The organism is Pseudomonas sp. KK4 (genome assembly GCF_001984065.1).
GTDB lineage: Bacteria > Pseudomonadota > Gammaproteobacteria > Pseudomonadales > Pseudomonadaceae > Aquipseudomonas.
In genome coordinates, this window is the sequence record NZ_LYVP01000023.1 from 25,020 (window position 1) to 40,257 (window position 15,238).

Annotated in this window: 17 protein-coding genes; 10 read left to right on the forward strand and 7 right to left on the reverse strand. The window is 59.8% G+C overall.

Annotated elements, in window-relative coordinates; all coding sequences use genetic code 11:
* The first annotated feature begins 73 nt into the window (after positions 1–73).
* The 3 genes from B0W55_RS10895 (at position 74) to B0W55_RS10905 (ending at position 1,362) form a co-directional block, all read left to right on the forward strand.
* Complete coding sequence (locus B0W55_RS10895; protein WP_047533558.1) at positions 74–280, forward strand: 4-oxalocrotonate tautomerase family protein; 207 nt, start codon at positions 74–76, stop codon at positions 278–280.
* A gap of 204 nt (positions 281–484) precedes the next feature.
* Complete coding sequence (locus tag B0W55_RS10900; protein WP_077046006.1) at positions 485–913, forward strand: DUF4160 domain-containing protein; 429 nt, start codon at positions 485–487, stop codon at positions 911–913.
* On the forward strand, positions 910–1,362 hold the full coding sequence (locus B0W55_RS10905; RefSeq protein WP_077046007.1) for a DUF2442 domain-containing protein: 453 nt from the start codon (positions 910–912) through the stop codon (positions 1,360–1,362). The genes B0W55_RS10900 and B0W55_RS10905 overlap by 4 nt, the downstream gene beginning before the upstream one ends.
* Positions 1,363–1,418: 56 nt before the next feature.
* Here B0W55_RS10905 and trmA read toward each other — a convergent pair whose 3' ends face one another.
* On the reverse strand, positions 1,419–2,498 hold the full coding sequence (trmA, locus tag B0W55_RS10910) for a tRNA (uridine(54)-C5)-methyltransferase TrmA (RefSeq protein ID WP_077046008.1): 1,080 nt from the start codon (positions 2,496–2,498) through the stop codon (positions 1,419–1,421).
* Positions 2,495–3,790 carry an NCS2 family permease gene (locus B0W55_RS10915; RefSeq protein WP_077046009.1) on the reverse strand — a complete coding sequence of 432 codons (1,296 nt, stop codon included), beginning with the start codon at positions 3,788–3,790 and terminating at the stop codon, positions 2,495–2,497. Before B0W55_RS10915 ends, trmA begins: the two co-directional genes overlap by 4 nt.
* A 219-nt stretch (positions 3,791–4,009) precedes the next feature.
* Between B0W55_RS10915 and B0W55_RS10920 the strand changes: the two genes are divergently transcribed.
* Both B0W55_RS10920 and B0W55_RS10925 read left to right on the forward strand, forming a co-directional pair.
* The gene (locus B0W55_RS10920; RefSeq protein WP_077046010.1) at positions 4,010–4,447 is read left to right on the forward strand and encodes a DUF4879 domain-containing protein; all 438 of its coding nucleotides are present in this window, start codon (positions 4,010–4,012) and stop codon (positions 4,445–4,447) included.
* Between the two features lie 94 nt (positions 4,448–4,541).
* Complete coding sequence (locus B0W55_RS10925) at positions 4,542–5,093, forward strand: DJ-1 family glyoxalase III (protein WP_077046011.1); 552 nt, start codon at positions 4,542–4,544, stop codon at positions 5,091–5,093.
* Positions 5,094–5,099: 6 nt separating this feature from the next.
* Here the strand turns inward: B0W55_RS10925 and B0W55_RS10930 are convergent, their stop codons facing one another.
* Positions 5,100–6,338 (reverse strand): MFS transporter, encoded by a 1,239-nt coding sequence (locus tag B0W55_RS10930; protein WP_077046041.1) that lies wholly within the window; start codon positions 6,336–6,338, stop codon positions 5,100–5,102.
* A gap of 484 nt (positions 6,339–6,822) precedes the next feature.
* Between B0W55_RS10930 and B0W55_RS10935 the strand changes: the two genes are divergently transcribed.
* The 3 genes from B0W55_RS10935 to B0W55_RS10945 all read left to right on the forward strand — a co-directional run bounded on the left by B0W55_RS10935 (position 6,823) and on the right by B0W55_RS10945 (position 9,518).
* A complete protein-coding gene (locus tag B0W55_RS10935) occupies positions 6,823–8,259 on the forward strand; it encodes a cytochrome ubiquinol oxidase subunit I (protein WP_077046012.1) in 1,437 nt (478 codons plus the stop codon).
* 3 nt (positions 8,260–8,262) lie between these two features.
* A complete protein-coding gene (gene cydB, locus B0W55_RS10940; RefSeq protein WP_077046013.1) occupies positions 8,263–9,270 on the forward strand; it encodes a cytochrome d ubiquinol oxidase subunit II in 1,008 nt (335 codons plus the stop codon).
* Between the two features lie 80 nt (positions 9,271–9,350).
* Positions 9,351–9,518, forward strand: coding sequence for a DUF2474 domain-containing protein (locus tag B0W55_RS10945; protein WP_077046014.1), 168 nt, complete (start codon positions 9,351–9,353; stop codon positions 9,516–9,518).
* A gap of 72 nt (positions 9,519–9,590) precedes the next feature.
* Here B0W55_RS10945 and B0W55_RS10950 read toward each other — a convergent pair whose 3' ends face one another.
* Positions 9,591–10,715, reverse strand: a complete 1,125-nt coding sequence (locus tag B0W55_RS10950; RefSeq protein WP_077046015.1) for a methyltransferase — start codon at positions 10,713–10,715, stop codon at positions 9,591–9,593.
* Between the two features lie 160 nt (positions 10,716–10,875).
* Positions 10,876–11,607 carry a LuxR family transcriptional regulator gene (locus B0W55_RS10955; RefSeq protein ID WP_077046016.1) on the reverse strand — a complete coding sequence of 244 codons (732 nt, stop codon included), beginning with the start codon at positions 11,605–11,607 and terminating at the stop codon, positions 10,876–10,878.
* Positions 11,608–11,956: 349 nt separating this feature from the next.
* On the opposite strand from B0W55_RS10955, the gene B0W55_RS10960 reads away from it, so the two are divergent.
* Positions 11,957–12,733, forward strand: coding sequence for a ferredoxin--NADP reductase (locus B0W55_RS10960; RefSeq protein WP_077046017.1), 777 nt, complete (start codon positions 11,957–11,959; stop codon positions 12,731–12,733).
* A gap of 113 nt (positions 12,734–12,846) precedes the next feature.
* Here B0W55_RS10960 and mscL read toward each other — a convergent pair whose 3' ends face one another.
* Together mscL and B0W55_RS29885 are read right to left on the reverse strand one after the other, a co-directional pair.
* Positions 12,847–13,260 (reverse strand): large-conductance mechanosensitive channel protein MscL, encoded by a 414-nt coding sequence (mscL, locus tag B0W55_RS10965; RefSeq protein ID WP_077046018.1) that lies wholly within the window; start codon positions 13,258–13,260, stop codon positions 12,847–12,849.
* Entirely contained in the window at positions 13,244–13,444 is a 201-nt protein-coding gene (locus B0W55_RS29885; RefSeq protein WP_139340893.1) for a hypothetical protein, read from the reverse strand. Before B0W55_RS29885 ends, mscL begins: the two co-directional genes overlap by 17 nt.
* Before the next feature lie 422 nt (positions 13,445–13,866).
* Between B0W55_RS29885 and radA the strand changes: the two genes are divergently transcribed.
* Positions 13,867–15,234, forward strand: coding sequence for a DNA repair protein RadA (gene radA, locus B0W55_RS10970; protein ID WP_077046019.1), 1,368 nt, complete (start codon positions 13,867–13,869; stop codon positions 15,232–15,234).
* Positions 15,235–15,238 lie beyond the last annotated feature (4 nt).

A 15,238-nucleotide genomic window follows, 5' to 3' on the forward strand; every position in this document is an offset into this window, starting at 1 on the left:
TATCAGAAGCCCGCACGCGGATACAGTGATCCAGCGGTAAGCCTTCCTTAATCAGCCGAGCAGGAGACGCAGCATGCCTTTCGTCAGCGTACGCATTACCCGCGACGGCGTTACCCGGGAACAGAAAGCCCAGGTCATCGCCGAAATCACCGAGACCCTGCAGCGCGTCCTCGGCAAGCCCCCGGAACTGACCCACATCGTGATCGAGGAAATCGACACCGATAACTGGGGGTACAAAGGCATTACCACCACGGAATATCGAAAGAATCTGCCGGGGTGATTCGGTTGAGATGCAAAAAAGCCGTCATTGCGACGGCTTTTTTGTGGGCGTTGGGAAAGGATTTTTTACGAATCTTTAATTTTTCTTACGGGGCCGGAGCAATAGGCTCGGACGCGCAGTTTCAGTTTGGCGATGGGTGCCTGGGTTCAAGTTTCAAATGGAATGTCGAGTTTTCGGATTCATTAACCTAACGGATGGGTTAGCATGAAGGTATGCAACTACAAGGGGCTTTCGGTGGTGATCATGTTACGTGACGAGCATTGTCCGCCTCATGCTCATGTGGAAGCGGGCACTTGGACTGCGAGATTCAGGTTCAGCTTCTGGCACAACGGTGTAGAGCTCTGGGATGTTGTCCCGATTTCGCGACGGCCACCGTCGGCGACGCTGGACGGCGTGCTTCGATCGCTCAGACAACCTGCCAATTTGCTGCGTGCTCGTGGCATCTGGTGGCGAAAATTACAGACCGTTTGCCTTGAAAATCAATTGTGGGACTGGCACAGCAACGAAGTCGTAGCAGTGAAAAAAGTAGTCAGCACGACCAACATGATTGGAACGGCTTGCTACGAACCCGAAACGAACACGACGCGGCTGTCCCTTATAGGTGCACAGAAATGTGTGGAGATCGAGTTATGAAAACCGTGAAGATCAAGGCCAAGGTTCAGGCTGATAGGCCAGTGACGGAAAGTCGCCTGGACGAAGCCATCAAGCGTGGGCAATTACGTACCAGAAACAGCCTGCATGCTACAGCGGTCACCTTTCTTGCCCCGTGCCTGGCCGTCAGCTTCGAAGACGGCTGCGGAGTCCTGTTGCCTGTGGCGAATTATCCGGAGTTCGATGATTTTGAGGTGAAGGATTTTGCAGGGCTGAACGTCGGCTTTTCCGGAACTGCACTGTGCCACGAAGGCAAAGACCTGCATGTATCGATCGCCGGAATGATCTCGGCGAGCAAGTCGCTCGTGACCATGGCGGCTTCAGTGGTTGCATCACACAATGGTCGTCAAAGCAGTGCGGCCAAGGCTGAAGCTGCTCGGGTCAATGGCAAGAAAGGCGGGCGGCCGCGCAAGGTGGATGTTGTGCTTTGATACACCCACAAAAAAGCCGTCATTGCGACGGCTTTTTTGTGGGCGTCAAACAGGCTTCAGCGCCGGGTCAACAACACCCCGGATTCCATGTGATGGGTCCACGGGAACTGGTCGAACATCGCGCATCGGGTGATGCGGTGGGTGTCGTGCAGTTGGGCGATGTTGGCCGCCAGGGTCTCCGGGTTGCAGGAGATGTAGAGGATGTTGTCGAAGCGCCGGGTCAGTTCGCAGGTGTCCGGGTCCATGCCGGCGCGGGGCGGGTCGACGAAGACGCTGCCGAATTCGTAACTTTTCAGGTCGATGCCGTGCAGGCGGCGGAAGGGCCTTACTTCGTTGAGCGCTTCGGTCAGTTCTTCGGCGGACAAACGCACCAGGGTGACGTTATCCACAGCGTTTTCACTGAGGTTGCTCAGCGCTGCGTTGACCGAGGTCTTGCTGATCTCGGTGGCCAGCACTTTGCGCACGCGGGTGGCCAGCGGCAGGGTGAAGTTGCCGTTGCCGCAATACAGTTCCAGCAGGTCATCCGCACGGTCGCCGAGTGCGTCGTAGGCCCAGTTGAGCATCTTCTGGTTTACCGTGCCATTGGGCTGGGTGAATGCGCCTTCGGGTTGGCGATAGCTGAAGGTGCGACCGCCGACTTCGAGTTTTTCCACCACGTAATCGTGGCCGATGACTTCGCGCTTGCCCTTGGAGCGGCCGATGATGCTGACGTTCAAGTCCGCCGCCAGCTTAGTCGCCGCCGCGTGCCAGTGCTCGTCCAGCGGGCGGTGGTAGCACAGGGTGATCATCGCATCGCCGGCCAGGGTGGTCAGGAACTCCACCTGAAACAGCTTGTGGCTCAGGGCCGAGCTGGCCTGCCACGCCGCTTTGAGCTGGGGCATCAGTTGGTTGATGCGCAGGCTGGCAATCGGGAATGCTTCGATGAGGATCGGCGTGCGTTTGTCTTCCTGGGAAAACATTGCGTAGTGACGCTCGCCGGCTTCACGCCACAGGCGGAATTCGGCGCGCAGACGGAAGTTCTGCAACGGCGAATCAAAGACCGCCGGCTGTGGTGCATCGAAGGGGGCCAGCAGGTCACGCAAGCGCGTGACCTTGTCTTCGAGTTGGACGGCGTAGGCCTGGGAATCAAAAGTCATGCGTTGAACCAACCCAGCTTGATCACGAACAGGATCGACAGAATCACTAGCGCCGGGTTCAGCTCACGGCCGCGACCGGACATCAGCTTGATGGCGGTCCAGGCGATGAAACCGAAGGCGATGCCGTTGGCGATGGAATAGGTGAACGGCATTGCCAGGGCGGTGATGACCACCGGCGCGGCAACAGTGATGTCGTCCCAGTCTATTTCCGCCAGGCCCGAAGTCATCAGCACGGCGACGAACAGCAGTGCCGGCGCGGTGGCGAAGGCTGGAACGCTGGACGCCAGTGGCGAGAAGAACAGCGCCAGCAGGAACAGGATCGCCACCACAACGGCGGTCAGGCCGGTGCGGCCGCCGGCACTCACGCCAGCAGCGGACTCGATGTAGCTGGTGGTGGTAGAGGTGCCCAGCAGGGAACCGGCCATCGCAGCGGTACTGTCGGCAACCAGAGCACGACCCATTTTCGGCATGTGACCGTCCTTGCCCATCAGGCCGGCGCGCTTGGCGACGCCGATCAGAGTGCCGGAGTTGTCGAACAGATCGACGAACAGGAAGGCGAAAATAACGCTGACCAGACCGATGTCCAGCGCGCCCTTGATGTCCAGTTGCAGGAAGGTCGGCGCCAGCGACGGCGGCATCGACATCACGCCGCCGAACGGGGTGAAGCCCATCACGATGGAGATGATGGTCACCACCAGAATGCCGATCAGCACCGCACCGCGCACGGCCAGGGCTTCGAGGGCGACGATCAGGGCGAAACCGAGGGTGGCGAGGATCGGTGCCGGCTGTTTCAGGTCGCCCAGGCCGACCATGGTCGCCGGGTTGCTGACCACGATGCCGGCGTTGTGCAGCGCGATCAGCGCCAGGAACAGGCCGATACCGGCGGCAATCGCCGAGCGCAGCGGCAGCGGGATGCTGTTGATGATCCATTCGCGGATGCGGAAGATCGACAGCAGGAAGAAACACACTGCCGAGATGAACACCGCGCCCAACGCCACTTGCCAGGTGTGGCCCATGTGCAGGACCACGGTGTAGGTAAAGAAGGCGTTCAGGCCCATGCCCGGGGCGAGGGCGATCGGGTAGTTGGCGATCAGGCCCATGACCGTGGAGCCGATGGCGGCTGCCAGACAGGTGGCGACGAACACTGCGCCCTTGTCCATGCCGGTCTCGCCGAGGATGCTCGGGTTGACGAACAGAATGTAGGCCATGGCCAAAAAGGTCGTGACGCCCGCCAGGATCTCGGTACGTACGTTGGTGTTGTGTGCCTTGAGTTGAAACAGCCTTTCCAGCATGTCTGCTCCCCGTGGCGCGCCCGGCGCCGTGAATGTATCGACCTCAACAGCAAAGCACAGACCGCTGCAGGCGCCTGGGAATTTTCTGTGGGTCGGAAAAAGCCGCGCATCATACCAGCCGCACAGGGTTATGGCTGCTTATGGCGGTGATCGTCGTCGAATGTTTTGCCTTTGGCCGGAGTCAGCCATACTGCGCGCTGATTTTTGGGGGGATGTTGCATGAAAAATGGGCTGTTGATCTTGCTGGCGCTGGTCTTGGGAGCACCGCTGGCCCAAGCCGCCTCGGCGCCGCCGCTGACCCAGGTGAAAGTGCTCAAGGTTGAATCCCCGGGCTGTGGCTTTGAGTCCATTGACGAAGGCCAGGCGCAGACGCGCTGCAATCACAGCGGCCCGAACATCAGGATCTACGTGCTGGAAGTGGGCTATGGTCGCAGCCAGCCCCACGTCGGGCTCGATGGCTTCGACATCAACGGCACCCGCACACCGGTCTGCGCCTTTGATAACGGCAACCTGACCGATTGCACCGTCGGCCGCAAAACCGTCGGCTATCTGTATGTGTTCGATATGGCCGGCAAGCAGGAAGGCACCTTCACCTTCAGCAACACCTCGATCAATGCCCCGGGCAACACGATGTCGACGCAGCTCTACATCAAGTAGCTTTTCATCGAGCCTTGCATCGAGAAAACGCGGGTCATGAACAAGGGTAACGAAAGCTGACTACGCTTTAAGGATCATTACCTGGATGACGCCAATGACCTTTAGAGCCTTGATCACCCTTGCCGAGGGCATCGACGACCTGCAAGCCGTGACCCTCATCGATGTGCTGCGTCGCGCCAAAGTGGAAGTGGTGGTGGCGAGCATCGAGGGCCGGCGCATGCTCACCTGCGCCCGCGGCACCCGCCTGACCAGCGACGCGATGCTGGTGGACCTGCTGGCCCAGCCCTTCGACCTGATCGTCCTGCCTGGCGGTGCCGTCGGGGCGCAACACCTGGCGGCCCATCAACCCCTGCAGCAACTGATCAAGGACCAGGCCGCTGCCGGCCGCCTGTTCGCCGCCATCGCCGAAGCCCCGGCGCTGGCCCTGCAAGCCTTCGGCGTACTGCGACAACGGCGCATGACCTGCCTGCCCTCGGTCAGTCATCAACTTTCAGGCTGCACTTTCGTCGACCAACCAGTGGTGGCCGATGGCAACTGCATCACCGCCCAAGGCTCGGGCGCCGCCCTGACCTTCGCCCTGACGCTGGTGGAACAGCTGTGCGGGAAAGCCGCGCGGGCAGCGGTGGCGGGGGAGTTGTTGGTTTAGGCCGGGTCAGGCTTTAACGTCCTCCACCGGCACATGCATCCGATCCCGCTGCGCCAACGTCGGGAACAGCTTGATCCACGTCCCGGTCACCACCAGCGTGCCGATGCCGCCCATCACCACTGCCGGCACGGTGCCGAACCAGTGGGCGGTCAGGCCGGACTCGAATTCGCCGAGCTGGTTCGATGCGCCGATAAACAGGCCGTTGACCGCGCTGACGCGGCCGCGCATTTCGTCCGGGGTTTCCAGTTGCACGAAGGACGCGCGGATCACCATGCTGATCATGTCGGCCGCGCCGAGCACCACCAATACCGCCAGGGAGAACCAGAACGAGGTCGACAGGCCGAAGGCGATGGTGGCCACGCCGAATACGCCCACGGCGGTGAACATCACGCGGCCGACATTGCGTTCCACGGCGAACCTGGCCAAAAACAGCGACATCAGCAACGCCCCCACCGCCGGTGCCGAGCGCAGCAGGCCCAGGCCCCAGGGGCCGGTGAGCAAGATGTCCTTGGCGAACACCGGCAGCAACGCCGTGGCGCCGCCGAGCAGAACCGCGAACAGGTCCAGGGAGATCGCCCCGAGAATGTCCGGGCGGCTGCGAATGAAGCGAATGCCCGCCAACAGCGAATCCAGAGTCGCCTTGCCTTTGTTCAACGGTGTCTGCCGGGCCGGCAGGTTCAGCATCAACGAGCAGGCGATGACATACAGCAGCACCGTCGGGCCGTACACCCACACACTGCCGAAGGCATACAGCAAGCCGCCCAGCGCCGGGGCGACGATGGTTGCCGATTGCTGGGCCGATTGTGCGGCGGCCACGGCCCGGGGGAACAGGGCGCTGGGCACGATGCTCGGCAGCAAGGCCTGGGTGGTCGGCATCTCGAAGGAGCGCGCGGCGCCTAGCAGGAAGGCGAGGATGAAGATCATTTCCCGAGTGACATGGTCAGTGGCGCTGCCGATGGCCAGCGACAGGGCGATCAGCGCTTGCAGGGACTGACAGATCGCCGCGACCTTGCGCCGGTCGTAGCGGTCGGCCACGTGCCCGGTGTGCAGCATGAACAGCACCCGCGGCGCGAACTCCACCAACCCCACCAGGCCCAGGTCGAGCACGTTGCCGGTCAGTTGGTAGAGGTTCCAGCCAATGGCCACGGTCAGCATCTGAAAGCCGCTGGCGGTGAACACCCGAGCCAGCCAGAACGCAAGGAAAGGACGATGGTGACGTAACAGCAAAGGCTCTTGGCTGGGCATTTGAAGGCAGATCTGCGGCAGGAGACGGAAGGGCGAGATTATCATCAACCTGTAACAGGAAGTTGCCATGAAGGAAAATTCAGTTAGCCAGACATCGATTTTCGCAACACATCAAATCCCCTGTGGGAGCGGGCTTGCTCGCGAAGAGGCCGGCACACTCAACATCGATGGCGACTGACACTGCGCCTTCGCGAGCAAGCCCGTTCCCACAGGGGATGGTTTTGAGCCAGATATCGTCCATGAGGCAACTTGTCACGCGGCAAAAGACCACGCGGTTCATCCGCGCAAATGGGACTACTCTTTCAACGTTGCTTGATCCAGATCAAGGCCCGCAAGGATTGATCTGGCGCCGCAAGGCCAGACTCCCTGCGTTGCGATGCGTGTAAAAAAAACAACAAACAGCGATTCGCCACACTCCATATCCGTGGGGACCGTGGATGCAGGCCTCCAGCCGGCAGCCGTACTACCTGACAGAGGAAGACTTATGTTCGGTTTAGAGGCACTTGATCTCGCCCGAATCCAGTTCGCGTTCACCATCTCGTTCCACATCCTGTTCCCCGCCATCACCATTGGTCTGGCGAGTTACCTGGCGGTGCTCGAAGGCCTGTGGCTCAAAACCCATAACGATACGTACCGCGACCTCTACCATTTCTGGTCGAAGATCTTCGCGGTCAACTTCGGCATGGGCGTGGTGTCGGGGTTGGTCATGGCCTATCAATTCGGCACCAACTGGAGCCGCTTCTCGGACTTCGCCGGATCCGTGACCGGGCCGTTGCTGACCTATGAAGTGCTGACAGCGTTCTTCCTCGAGGCCGGTTTCCTGGGCGTGATGCTGTTCGGCTGGAACAAGGTCGGGCGCGGCCTGCACTTTTTCGCCACCGTCATGGTCGCCATCGGCACGCTGATTTCGACCTTCTGGATTCTGGCTTCCAACAGTTGGATGCAGACCCCTCAGGGCTATGAAATCGTCAACGGCCAGGTGATTCCGGTGGACTGGCTGGCGGTGATCTTCAACCCCTCGTTCCCCTATCGCCTGATGCACATGGCCACGGCGGCGTTCGTCGCCACTGCGTTCTTCGTCGGCTCCTCGGCGGCCTGGCACCTGCTGCGCGGCAAGGACAACCCGGCGATCCGCAAGATGCTCTCGATGGCGATGTGGATGGCGTTGATCGTCGCGCCGATCCAGGCTGTCATCGGCGACTTCCATGGCCTGAACACGCTCGAGCATCAGCCGGCGAAAATCGCCGCGATCGAAGGCCATTGGGAAAACAAAGGCAGTGAGGCGACCCCGTTGATCCTGTTCGGCTGGCCGGACATGAAGGAAGAAAAAACCAAATTCGCCGTGGAAATACCCTACCTGGGCAGCCTCATCCTGACGCACTCCCTGGACAAACAGGTGCCGGCGCTCAAGGAGTTCCCGCCTGAAGACCGGCCGAATTCGACCATCGTGTTCTGGTCGTTCCGGGTCATGGTCGGCCTGGGCTTGCTGATGATTTTCACCGGTCTGTGGAGCCTGTGGCTGCGCAAGAGCGACAAGCTCTACACCGCACGCCCGTTCCTGTACCTGGCGTTGTGGATGGGACCGTCCGGCCTGATCGCGATCCTCGCGGGCTGGTTCACCACGGAAATCGGGCGTCAGCCGTGGGTGGTCTACGGCCTGATGCGCACGGCGGACGCCTCTTCGAACCACAGTGTCATGCAGATGAGCATCACCCTGATCCTGTTCGTCGTGGTGTATTTCGCGCTGTTCGGTGCGGGCCTGGGCTACATGATGCGCCTGGTGCGCAAGGGGCCCAAGATCGACGAAGGCAAGGAAACCAACGACGGTGGCCCCGGCCAGAAACGCACGCCGGCCCGTCCGTTGTCCGCTGCCGACGACGAACACGCCGATGCCGACCACACCGTGACCAAGGAGATTTGAATCATGGGTATTGATCTTCCGCTGATCTGGGCCGTGATCATCATCTTCGGCATCATGATGTATGTGGTCATGGACGGCTTCGATCTGGGCATCGGGATCCTGTTCCCGTTCATCCCGGGCAAGACCGATCGCGACGTGATGATGAACACCGTCGCGCCGGTCTGGGACGGCAATGAAACCTGGTTGGTCCTTGGCGGCGCGGCGTTGTTCGGCGCCTTTCCGCTGGCCTATTCGGTGGTGCTCTCGGCATTGTACCTGCCGCTGATCTTCATGCTGATCGGGCTGATCTTCCGTGGCGTGGCCTTCGAGTTCCGCTTCAAGGCCCGGGACGAAAAGCGCCATCTGTGGGACAAGGCGTTCATCGGCGGTTCGGTGGCGGCCACCTTCTTCCAGGGCGTGGCACTGGGGGCCTTCATCGATGGCCTGCCGGTGGTCAACCGGCAGTTCGCCGGTGGTTCCCTGGACTGGTTGACGCCGTTCACCCTGTTCTGCGGTGTCGCGCTGGTGGTGGCTTATGCGTTGCTGGGTTGCACCTGGCTGATCATGAAGACCGAAGGCAAGTTGCAGGAGCAGATGCATGACCTGGCGCGGCCGTTGGCGTTCGTGCTGCTGGCGGTGATCGGTATCGTCAGCATCTGGACGCCCTTGGCCCACGCCGAAATCGCCGCGCGCTGGTTCACCCTGCCGAACCTGTTCTGGTTCCTGCCGGTGCCGATCCTGGTGTTGGTGACGCTGTATGGCCTGATCCGCGCGGTGGCCCGCAATGCCAACTACACGCCGTTCGTGCTGACGCTGGTGCTGATCTTCCTCGGCTACAGCGGCCTGGGGATCAGCCTGTGGCCGAACATCGTGCCACCGTCGATCTCGATCTGGGACGCCGCTGCACCGCCGCAGAGCCAGGGCTTCATGCTGGTGGGCACGCTGTTCATCATCCCGTTCATCCTGGGCTACACCTTCTGGAGTTACTACGTGTTCCGCGGCAAGGTGACCCACGAAGACGGGTACCACTAGAGCCTCCCACGGAACCTGTAGGAGCCGAGCTCGCGATGGCGTCTTCACAAACGCCATCGCCCTTTTAGAGGATCGATGCAGTGACCAACAAACCTTCCCTGCACGACATTCAAGAAGCCGAAAAAAAGCCGCTGTGGCAGCGGCTCGGCTGGCTGGCCCTGATCTGGGTCGGCAGTGTCGGTGCGCTGTTCATCGCGGCCAGTGTGATGCGAATGTTCATGAGCGCCGCGGGCCTGACCACGCACTGAACACCAGACATCCCTCCCGTCGCCTTCGGGCGCGGATTCAACCCTCCGACCGGAGGGTTTTTTTACCTCGCCTTACTTGCGAGCCTTGAGAATCACGAACTTTGGCGTCGCCGCCACCTGCTCGACGCCGCGGAACAACCGGGCCAGTTTGCTGTGATAGCCCAGGTGGCGGTTACCGACGATGTACAGCGCACCGCCCACCACCAGCGCTTCCCGGGCTTGCTGGAACATGCGCCAGGCCAGGAAGTCGCCGACCACCTGTTGCTGGTGAAACGGCGGGTTGCACAGCACCACATCGAGCGACTGAGGATCCTGCCCGGCCAGGCCATCGCCGGCCCTCACCACAACATCACGCTCACCCAGGGCCGCACGCCAGTTTTCGGCGGCCGATTGCACGGCCATGAATGATTCGTCCACCAGCGTGTAATGTGCGTCCGGGTTTTGCAGGGCACTGGCGATCGCCAGTACACCGTTGCCGCAGCCCAGGTCCGCCACTCGGGCTGAGCCGAGGTTTTTCGGCAGGTGCGGCAAGAATGCCCGGGTGCCGATGTCCAGGCCTTCGCGGCAAAAGACGTTGGCGTGGTTGAGCAATTCGATGGCCGGCGCGTCGAGCCGATAGCGCGTCGGATAGGGAGAGGCGAGCGGTGCTTTGTCTTGCGCGGTGGCAATCAGCAATCGGGCTTTCTTCACCGCCAGCGACGCCTGCACCGGCCCGATATAACGCTCGAGCAGATCCCCCGCGGCCCTTGGCAGGTGCTTGATCATTGCCCCGGCGACCACTTGCGCCCCTGGGGCCAATTGGCCTTGCAGGCGGATCAGTTGTTCTTCCAGCAGGGCCAGGGTTTTCGGCACACGGATCAGCACCCGGTCAAAAGGGCCTGTGGCTGTTTCGCTGGCCGGTATGAACGGCACCGCATCGAATGCCTGACCATTGCGCGCCAGGTTCTTTTCCAGCCCCTGGAAAGCCAGGAACGAATCGCCGCTGCTGGTCACCTCGACGTTGCCGAGCAGGCTCGCCGCCAGGGCACCGAAACTGTCGTTCAGCACCAGGACCCGAGTGTTGATCGAGGGCTGTTGCTCGGCCAGATGGTTAAGCAGGTACTCGTCCGCCGCATCGAAGGCTTGCAGCGGTTCGTTCTGCTGTTCGGGTTGACGGATCAGGTCGAGGCTGGCGAAAGGCGTTTCGAGCAAAGGCATGGGGCGGGGCTCTGGTAATCAACGGAAATCCCGCGCCCAGGAGTGTCGTGGCGGGCGGGGCCGTCCGCAGTGGATAGGCGTGGAGGGTTCACACGTCATCACTGCGGAGGAGGCGCCGATGGTACTTTTTTTCGGCTCGGATTACCCGCGGGTTTTCGACTCAGCGCATCGCATCGCTATTGAGATAGCCCGCCTTCGCGGCGGCAATGACCGCCGAAACCTTGTTATTGACCCCGAGTTTGCGGATGGCTTCCTGAACATGGAAATTCACGGTACGTGCGCTGAGATTGAGAATCCGCGCGCTCTCATAGGCCGTTTTGCCCGTTGCCGCAAGATTCAGTACGTCGACTTCCCGATCTGACAGGTTCGTCGCGCAGACTTTTTTCGCTTCCTGGGGCAGGGTCCGGGCAACCAGATCATGCAGATGGTGGGCAATGAAGGTGGTGAAGCCGAGGTTTTCATACAGCTCCCATGCGCTGATCGGGCAATGGCTTCTGGCCAGACTCAGGATGCTGCACAACCCGCTTTCCTCATCGTGCACCGCTTGAGACCAGCCATGCTGGATACCTTCGCGCTCCAGCGCGTTCCAGATCCATGGCGTATTGCAAAAAAGGTCCTCGCTCCATAACACGGGCAACGTAGATTGATTGCAATGTGCTACTACCGGGTCGGCCGCGACCAGTTTTTTCTTTTCATATTCGCGGCTCCAGGCAACCGGATAATTGTTGAACAAAGGTTTATGAAAATGCTCGGTTTTCGTCGGGCATGTAGTTGAAAATGCAAAAAATTTGAAGCCGATGTTTTTCACGAAGCCCAAAGATGTCTGGAAGGCATTTCCAAGGTCTGTTGTGGATGATATCTGTTCAAGTTGGGACTCCTTCCACCGTTCCATCATCTAACTCCATGCGCGGGATTAAACAAAAATCTTGGATCCAGAATGCTCTTGCGATTTGGAGTGTAGGATTAATCCTATCGTCATGCTGAGATTTTTTTGAATGGTTGCCTAACTAAAAGCCGGCAATAGAGTTCTAACGCGATTGAATGGAATCAAACATATTGAATGTCGCTGTTAATATTAACCGTCTGATCCGTATTCAGGCCATTGAACTGCCGCTGATACGTAAAGACTAAAGTGTTAATTATATGAGAAGAGTACTTGCTCTAAAGACACTACAAATCACCGGTGTTTATCAGATGAGCTTTGCGAGACACTGCGGTCATGGGTTTTATTGGAGCCGCACATGACCGCCAGCGAAGAAAAATTTACCCGCCAGACCTTGCTCGACGTCCAGCCATTGACCCCGAATCTGTTCACCTTGCGGGCCACCCGGGATCCGGGCTTTCGCTTCCGTGCAGGGCAATTCGCCCGGCTGGGAGTGACCAAGGCTGACGGCAGCACGGTATGGCGCGCTTATTCCATGGTGTCGTCGCCCTTTGACGAGTATCTCGAGTTCTTTTCCATTGTCGTGCCGGGCGGCGAATTCACCAGTGAACTGAGCCGGCTGGGTGTCGGCGATACGTTGCTGGTCGACCGCCAGGCCTTCGGATATCTGACGCTCGATCGTTTTGTCGATGGGCGCGACCTGTGGCTGTTGTCCACCGGCACCGGCCTGGCGCCGTTTCTGTCGATCCTTCAGGACTTCGAGGTGTGGGAGAAATTCGAGCGAATCATCCTGGTCTACAGCGTGCGCGAAACCTGCGAGCTGGCCTACCAGGCACTGATTGCAGGACTGGCGGAGCGTGAGTATCTGGCCGAATACGCGCACAAACTGCAGCTGATCAACACCGTGACACGAGAACAGCACCCGGGTGCGTTAAACGGGCGAATCACCACGCTGATCGAAAATGGCGAACTGGAGCGGACGGCCGGGGTTGAACTGACGCCCGAACATTCACGGGTCATGCTGTGCGGTAACCCGCAAATGATCGATGACACGCGCAAACTGCTCAAACAGCGCGACATGCATCTGAGCCTCAGCCGCCGACCGGGTCAGGTGGCGGTGGAAAACTTCTGGTAAGGACGACACCTGTACCTGCAGGAGCGAGCTTGCTCGCGATGCACTCGAGAACGCCGCGGGGTCCCGCTTTATCGTTCAAGACCATCGCGAGCTCGCTCCTGCAAGAGGAGGGCTCAGGGCCTTGTGTTCTGAGCTTTGAGCAAATCTCGGATCTCACCCAGCAACACTTCTTCCTTGGTTGGAACAGGCGGCAGGGTGGGGGCCACGGACTCTTCGCGCTTGAGACGGTTGATGGCCTTGACGCCCATGAAGATCGCGAACGCCACGATCACGAAGTCGATCATGCTCTGGATGAATTTACCGTAAGCCAGCACCACCGCCGGCGCGTCTGCGGTAGCGGCCTTGAGCGTAATGGCCAGATCACTGAAGTCTACCCCCCCGATCAACAGCCCTATTGGCGGCATGATCACGTCGCCGACGAACGAGGTGACGATCTTGCCGAAAGCGGCACCGATAATGATCCCGACGGCCATGTCGACCACGTTGCCTTTGACCGCGAAGGCCTTGAACTCACTTATCACGCCCATAGGTTATTTCCTTGTTACAGATGAGGTTGGTGAAGGCAGTGTAAATCAGCAAGGTGCATCCTGCTCGATACGCCTGCCCCGAGAGCTTGCCTGCAATCGACCGGACACGCGCTGAAAAGTTTAGACCGTCGGCGCTTTTGGACTTGGTGATCGCTGTTGGGGCCTGCATCGACTGATGGGTCATTTATATCCGCCTCTGATTTTTTACAGTCGAGTGACAGCCAAGGATAATATCGCTGGCGACAGGTCGGTGAATATAGATAGGGTTGTACCAATCAGTGGTTTCAAGCAAATACTCTAAGTTTAAACAGAGGTTTGAATGTAGGGTTGATGATTCAGTCTTTTAAATAAAGTTATACGAATGATCTTTCTCATATAAGGTTTGTACAGATTTCAGCGACACTTGTAGGTTATTGAATGGCGCAAGTCGCGAGTTGCTTGTACAGAGCCGTTTGTTCAGACAGGCCTGTTCAAACACTTCAAACAGGCTATTTATGATTGCACCGATTGCAAGAACGATATTCTTTGTATTTAAGTCCCTTCGTTGGCTGCCCGCCCCGAATGCATTCGTCTGAGCTATCATCGCGGTTTTTGCCGGGGGTTCAGATGGCCAAGGCCAAGCGCATGTACGGCTGCACCGAGTGCGGCTCAACCTTCCCGAAATGGGCCGGTCAGTGCGGCGAATGCGGCGCCTGGAACACACTGACCGAAACCATGGTGGAAAGCGGCGGTGCCGCGGCACCGACCGGGCGCACCGGTTGGGCAGGCCAGCAGGCACAGATCAAGACCCTGGCCGAAGTCAGCGTCGAAGAGATCCCGCGTTTTTCCACCGCATCCGGTGAACTGGACCGGGTGTTGGGTGGCGGCCTGGTCGACGGCTCGGTGGTGCTGATCGGCGGTGACCCGGGCATCGGCAAGTCGACCATTTTGTTGCAAACCCTGTGCAACCTGGCCAAGAGCATGCCGGCCCTGTACGTCACCGGTGAAGAATCCCAGCAGCAAGTGGCCATGCGCGCGCGGCGCCTGGGGCTGCCCCAGGATCAACTGCGAGTGATGACCGAAACCTGCATCGAAACCATCATCGCCACGGCCCGGCAGGAAAAGCCCAAGGTGATGGTGATCGACTCGATCCAGACGATTTTCACCGAGCAGTTGCAATCGGCACCGGGCGGTGTCTCCCAGGTGCGCGAAAGTGCGGCGCTGTTGGTGCGCTATGCCAAACAAAGCGGCACGGCGATCTTCCTGGTGGGCCACGTGACCAAAGAAGGCGCACTGGCCGGTCCGCGGGTGCTGGAGCACATGGTCGATACGGTGCTGTATTTCGAAGGCGAGTCCGATGGTCGCCTTCGCTTGCTGCGAGCGGTGAAGAACCGTTTCGGCGCGGTCAACGAACTGGGCGTGTTCGGCATGACCGACAAGGGTCTGAAGGAAGTCTCCAACCCTTCGGCGATTTTTTTGACCCGCGCCCAGGAAGAAGTCCCGGGCAGTGTGGTCATGGCGACGTGGGAAGGCACCCGACCCATGCTGGTGGAAGTCCAGGCGCTGGTCGATGACAGCCATTTGGCCAACCCGCGTCGGGTGACCCTGGGCCTGGACCAGAATCGCCTGGCAATGTTGCTGGCGGTGCTGCACCGCCACGGCGGCATCCCGACCCACGATCAGGACGTGTTCCTCAACGTGGTGGGCGGTGTGAAGGTACTGGAAACGGCCTCGGACCTGGCGTTGATGGCCGCGGTGATGTCCAGCCTGCGCAACCGGCCGCTGCCCCATGACTTGCTGGTGTTCGGTGAAGTCGGTTTGTCCGGCGAGGTGCGGCCTGTGCCGAGCGGTCAGGAGCGTCTGAAAGAGGCGGCCAAGCATGGTTTCAAGCGTGCCATCGTGCCCAAGGGCAACGCGCCGAAAGAGGCGCCGCCCGGGTTGCAGATCATTGCGGTAACCCGGCTGGAGCAGGCGTTGGATGCATTGTTCGAATAGTCAC

What these genes read in the sequence shown, in the direction of transcription:
- B0W55_RS10955 (WP_077046016.1), bottom strand. Translation starts at nt 11,607, where the DNA reads ATGGAACGGTGGAAGGAGTCCCAACTTGAACAGATATCATCCACAACA.
- B0W55_RS10935 (WP_077046012.1), top strand. Translation starts at nt 6,823, where the DNA reads ATGTTCGGTTTAGAGGCACTTGATCTCGCCCGAATCCAGTTCGCGTTC.
- B0W55_RS29885 (WP_139340893.1), bottom strand. Translation starts at nt 13,444, where the DNA reads ATGACCCATCAGTCGATGCAGGCCCCAACAGCGATCACCAAGTCCAAA.
- B0W55_RS10905 (WP_077046007.1), top strand. Translation starts at nt 910, where the DNA reads ATGAAAACCGTGAAGATCAAGGCCAAGGTTCAGGCTGATAGGCCAGTG.
- mscL (WP_077046018.1), bottom strand. Translation starts at nt 13,260, where the DNA reads ATGGGCGTGATAAGTGAGTTCAAGGCCTTCGCGGTCAAAGGCAACGTG.
- cydB (WP_077046013.1), top strand. Translation starts at nt 8,263, where the DNA reads ATGGGTATTGATCTTCCGCTGATCTGGGCCGTGATCATCATCTTCGGC.
- B0W55_RS10920 (WP_077046010.1), top strand. Translation starts at nt 4,010, where the DNA reads ATGAAAAATGGGCTGTTGATCTTGCTGGCGCTGGTCTTGGGAGCACCG.
- B0W55_RS10930 (WP_077046041.1), bottom strand. Translation starts at nt 6,338, where the DNA reads ATGCCCAGCCAAGAGCCTTTGCTGTTACGTCACCATCGTCCTTTCCTT.
- B0W55_RS10895 (WP_047533558.1), top strand. Translation starts at nt 74, where the DNA reads ATGCCTTTCGTCAGCGTACGCATTACCCGCGACGGCGTTACCCGGGAA.
- trmA (WP_077046008.1), bottom strand. Translation starts at nt 2,498, where the DNA reads ATGACTTTTGATTCCCAGGCCTACGCCGTCCAACTCGAAGACAAGGTC.
- radA (WP_077046019.1), top strand. Translation starts at nt 13,867, where the DNA reads ATGGCCAAGGCCAAGCGCATGTACGGCTGCACCGAGTGCGGCTCAACC.
- B0W55_RS10900 (WP_077046006.1), top strand. Translation starts at nt 485, where the DNA reads ATGAAGGTATGCAACTACAAGGGGCTTTCGGTGGTGATCATGTTACGT.
- B0W55_RS10915 (WP_077046009.1), bottom strand. Translation starts at nt 3,790, where the DNA reads ATGCTGGAAAGGCTGTTTCAACTCAAGGCACACAACACCAACGTACGT.
- B0W55_RS10925 (WP_077046011.1), top strand. Translation starts at nt 4,542, where the DNA reads ATGACCTTTAGAGCCTTGATCACCCTTGCCGAGGGCATCGACGACCTG.
- B0W55_RS10960 (WP_077046017.1), top strand. Translation starts at nt 11,957, where the DNA reads ATGACCGCCAGCGAAGAAAAATTTACCCGCCAGACCTTGCTCGACGTC.
- B0W55_RS10950 (WP_077046015.1), bottom strand. Translation starts at nt 10,715, where the DNA reads ATGCCTTTGCTCGAAACGCCTTTCGCCAGCCTCGACCTGATCCGTCAA.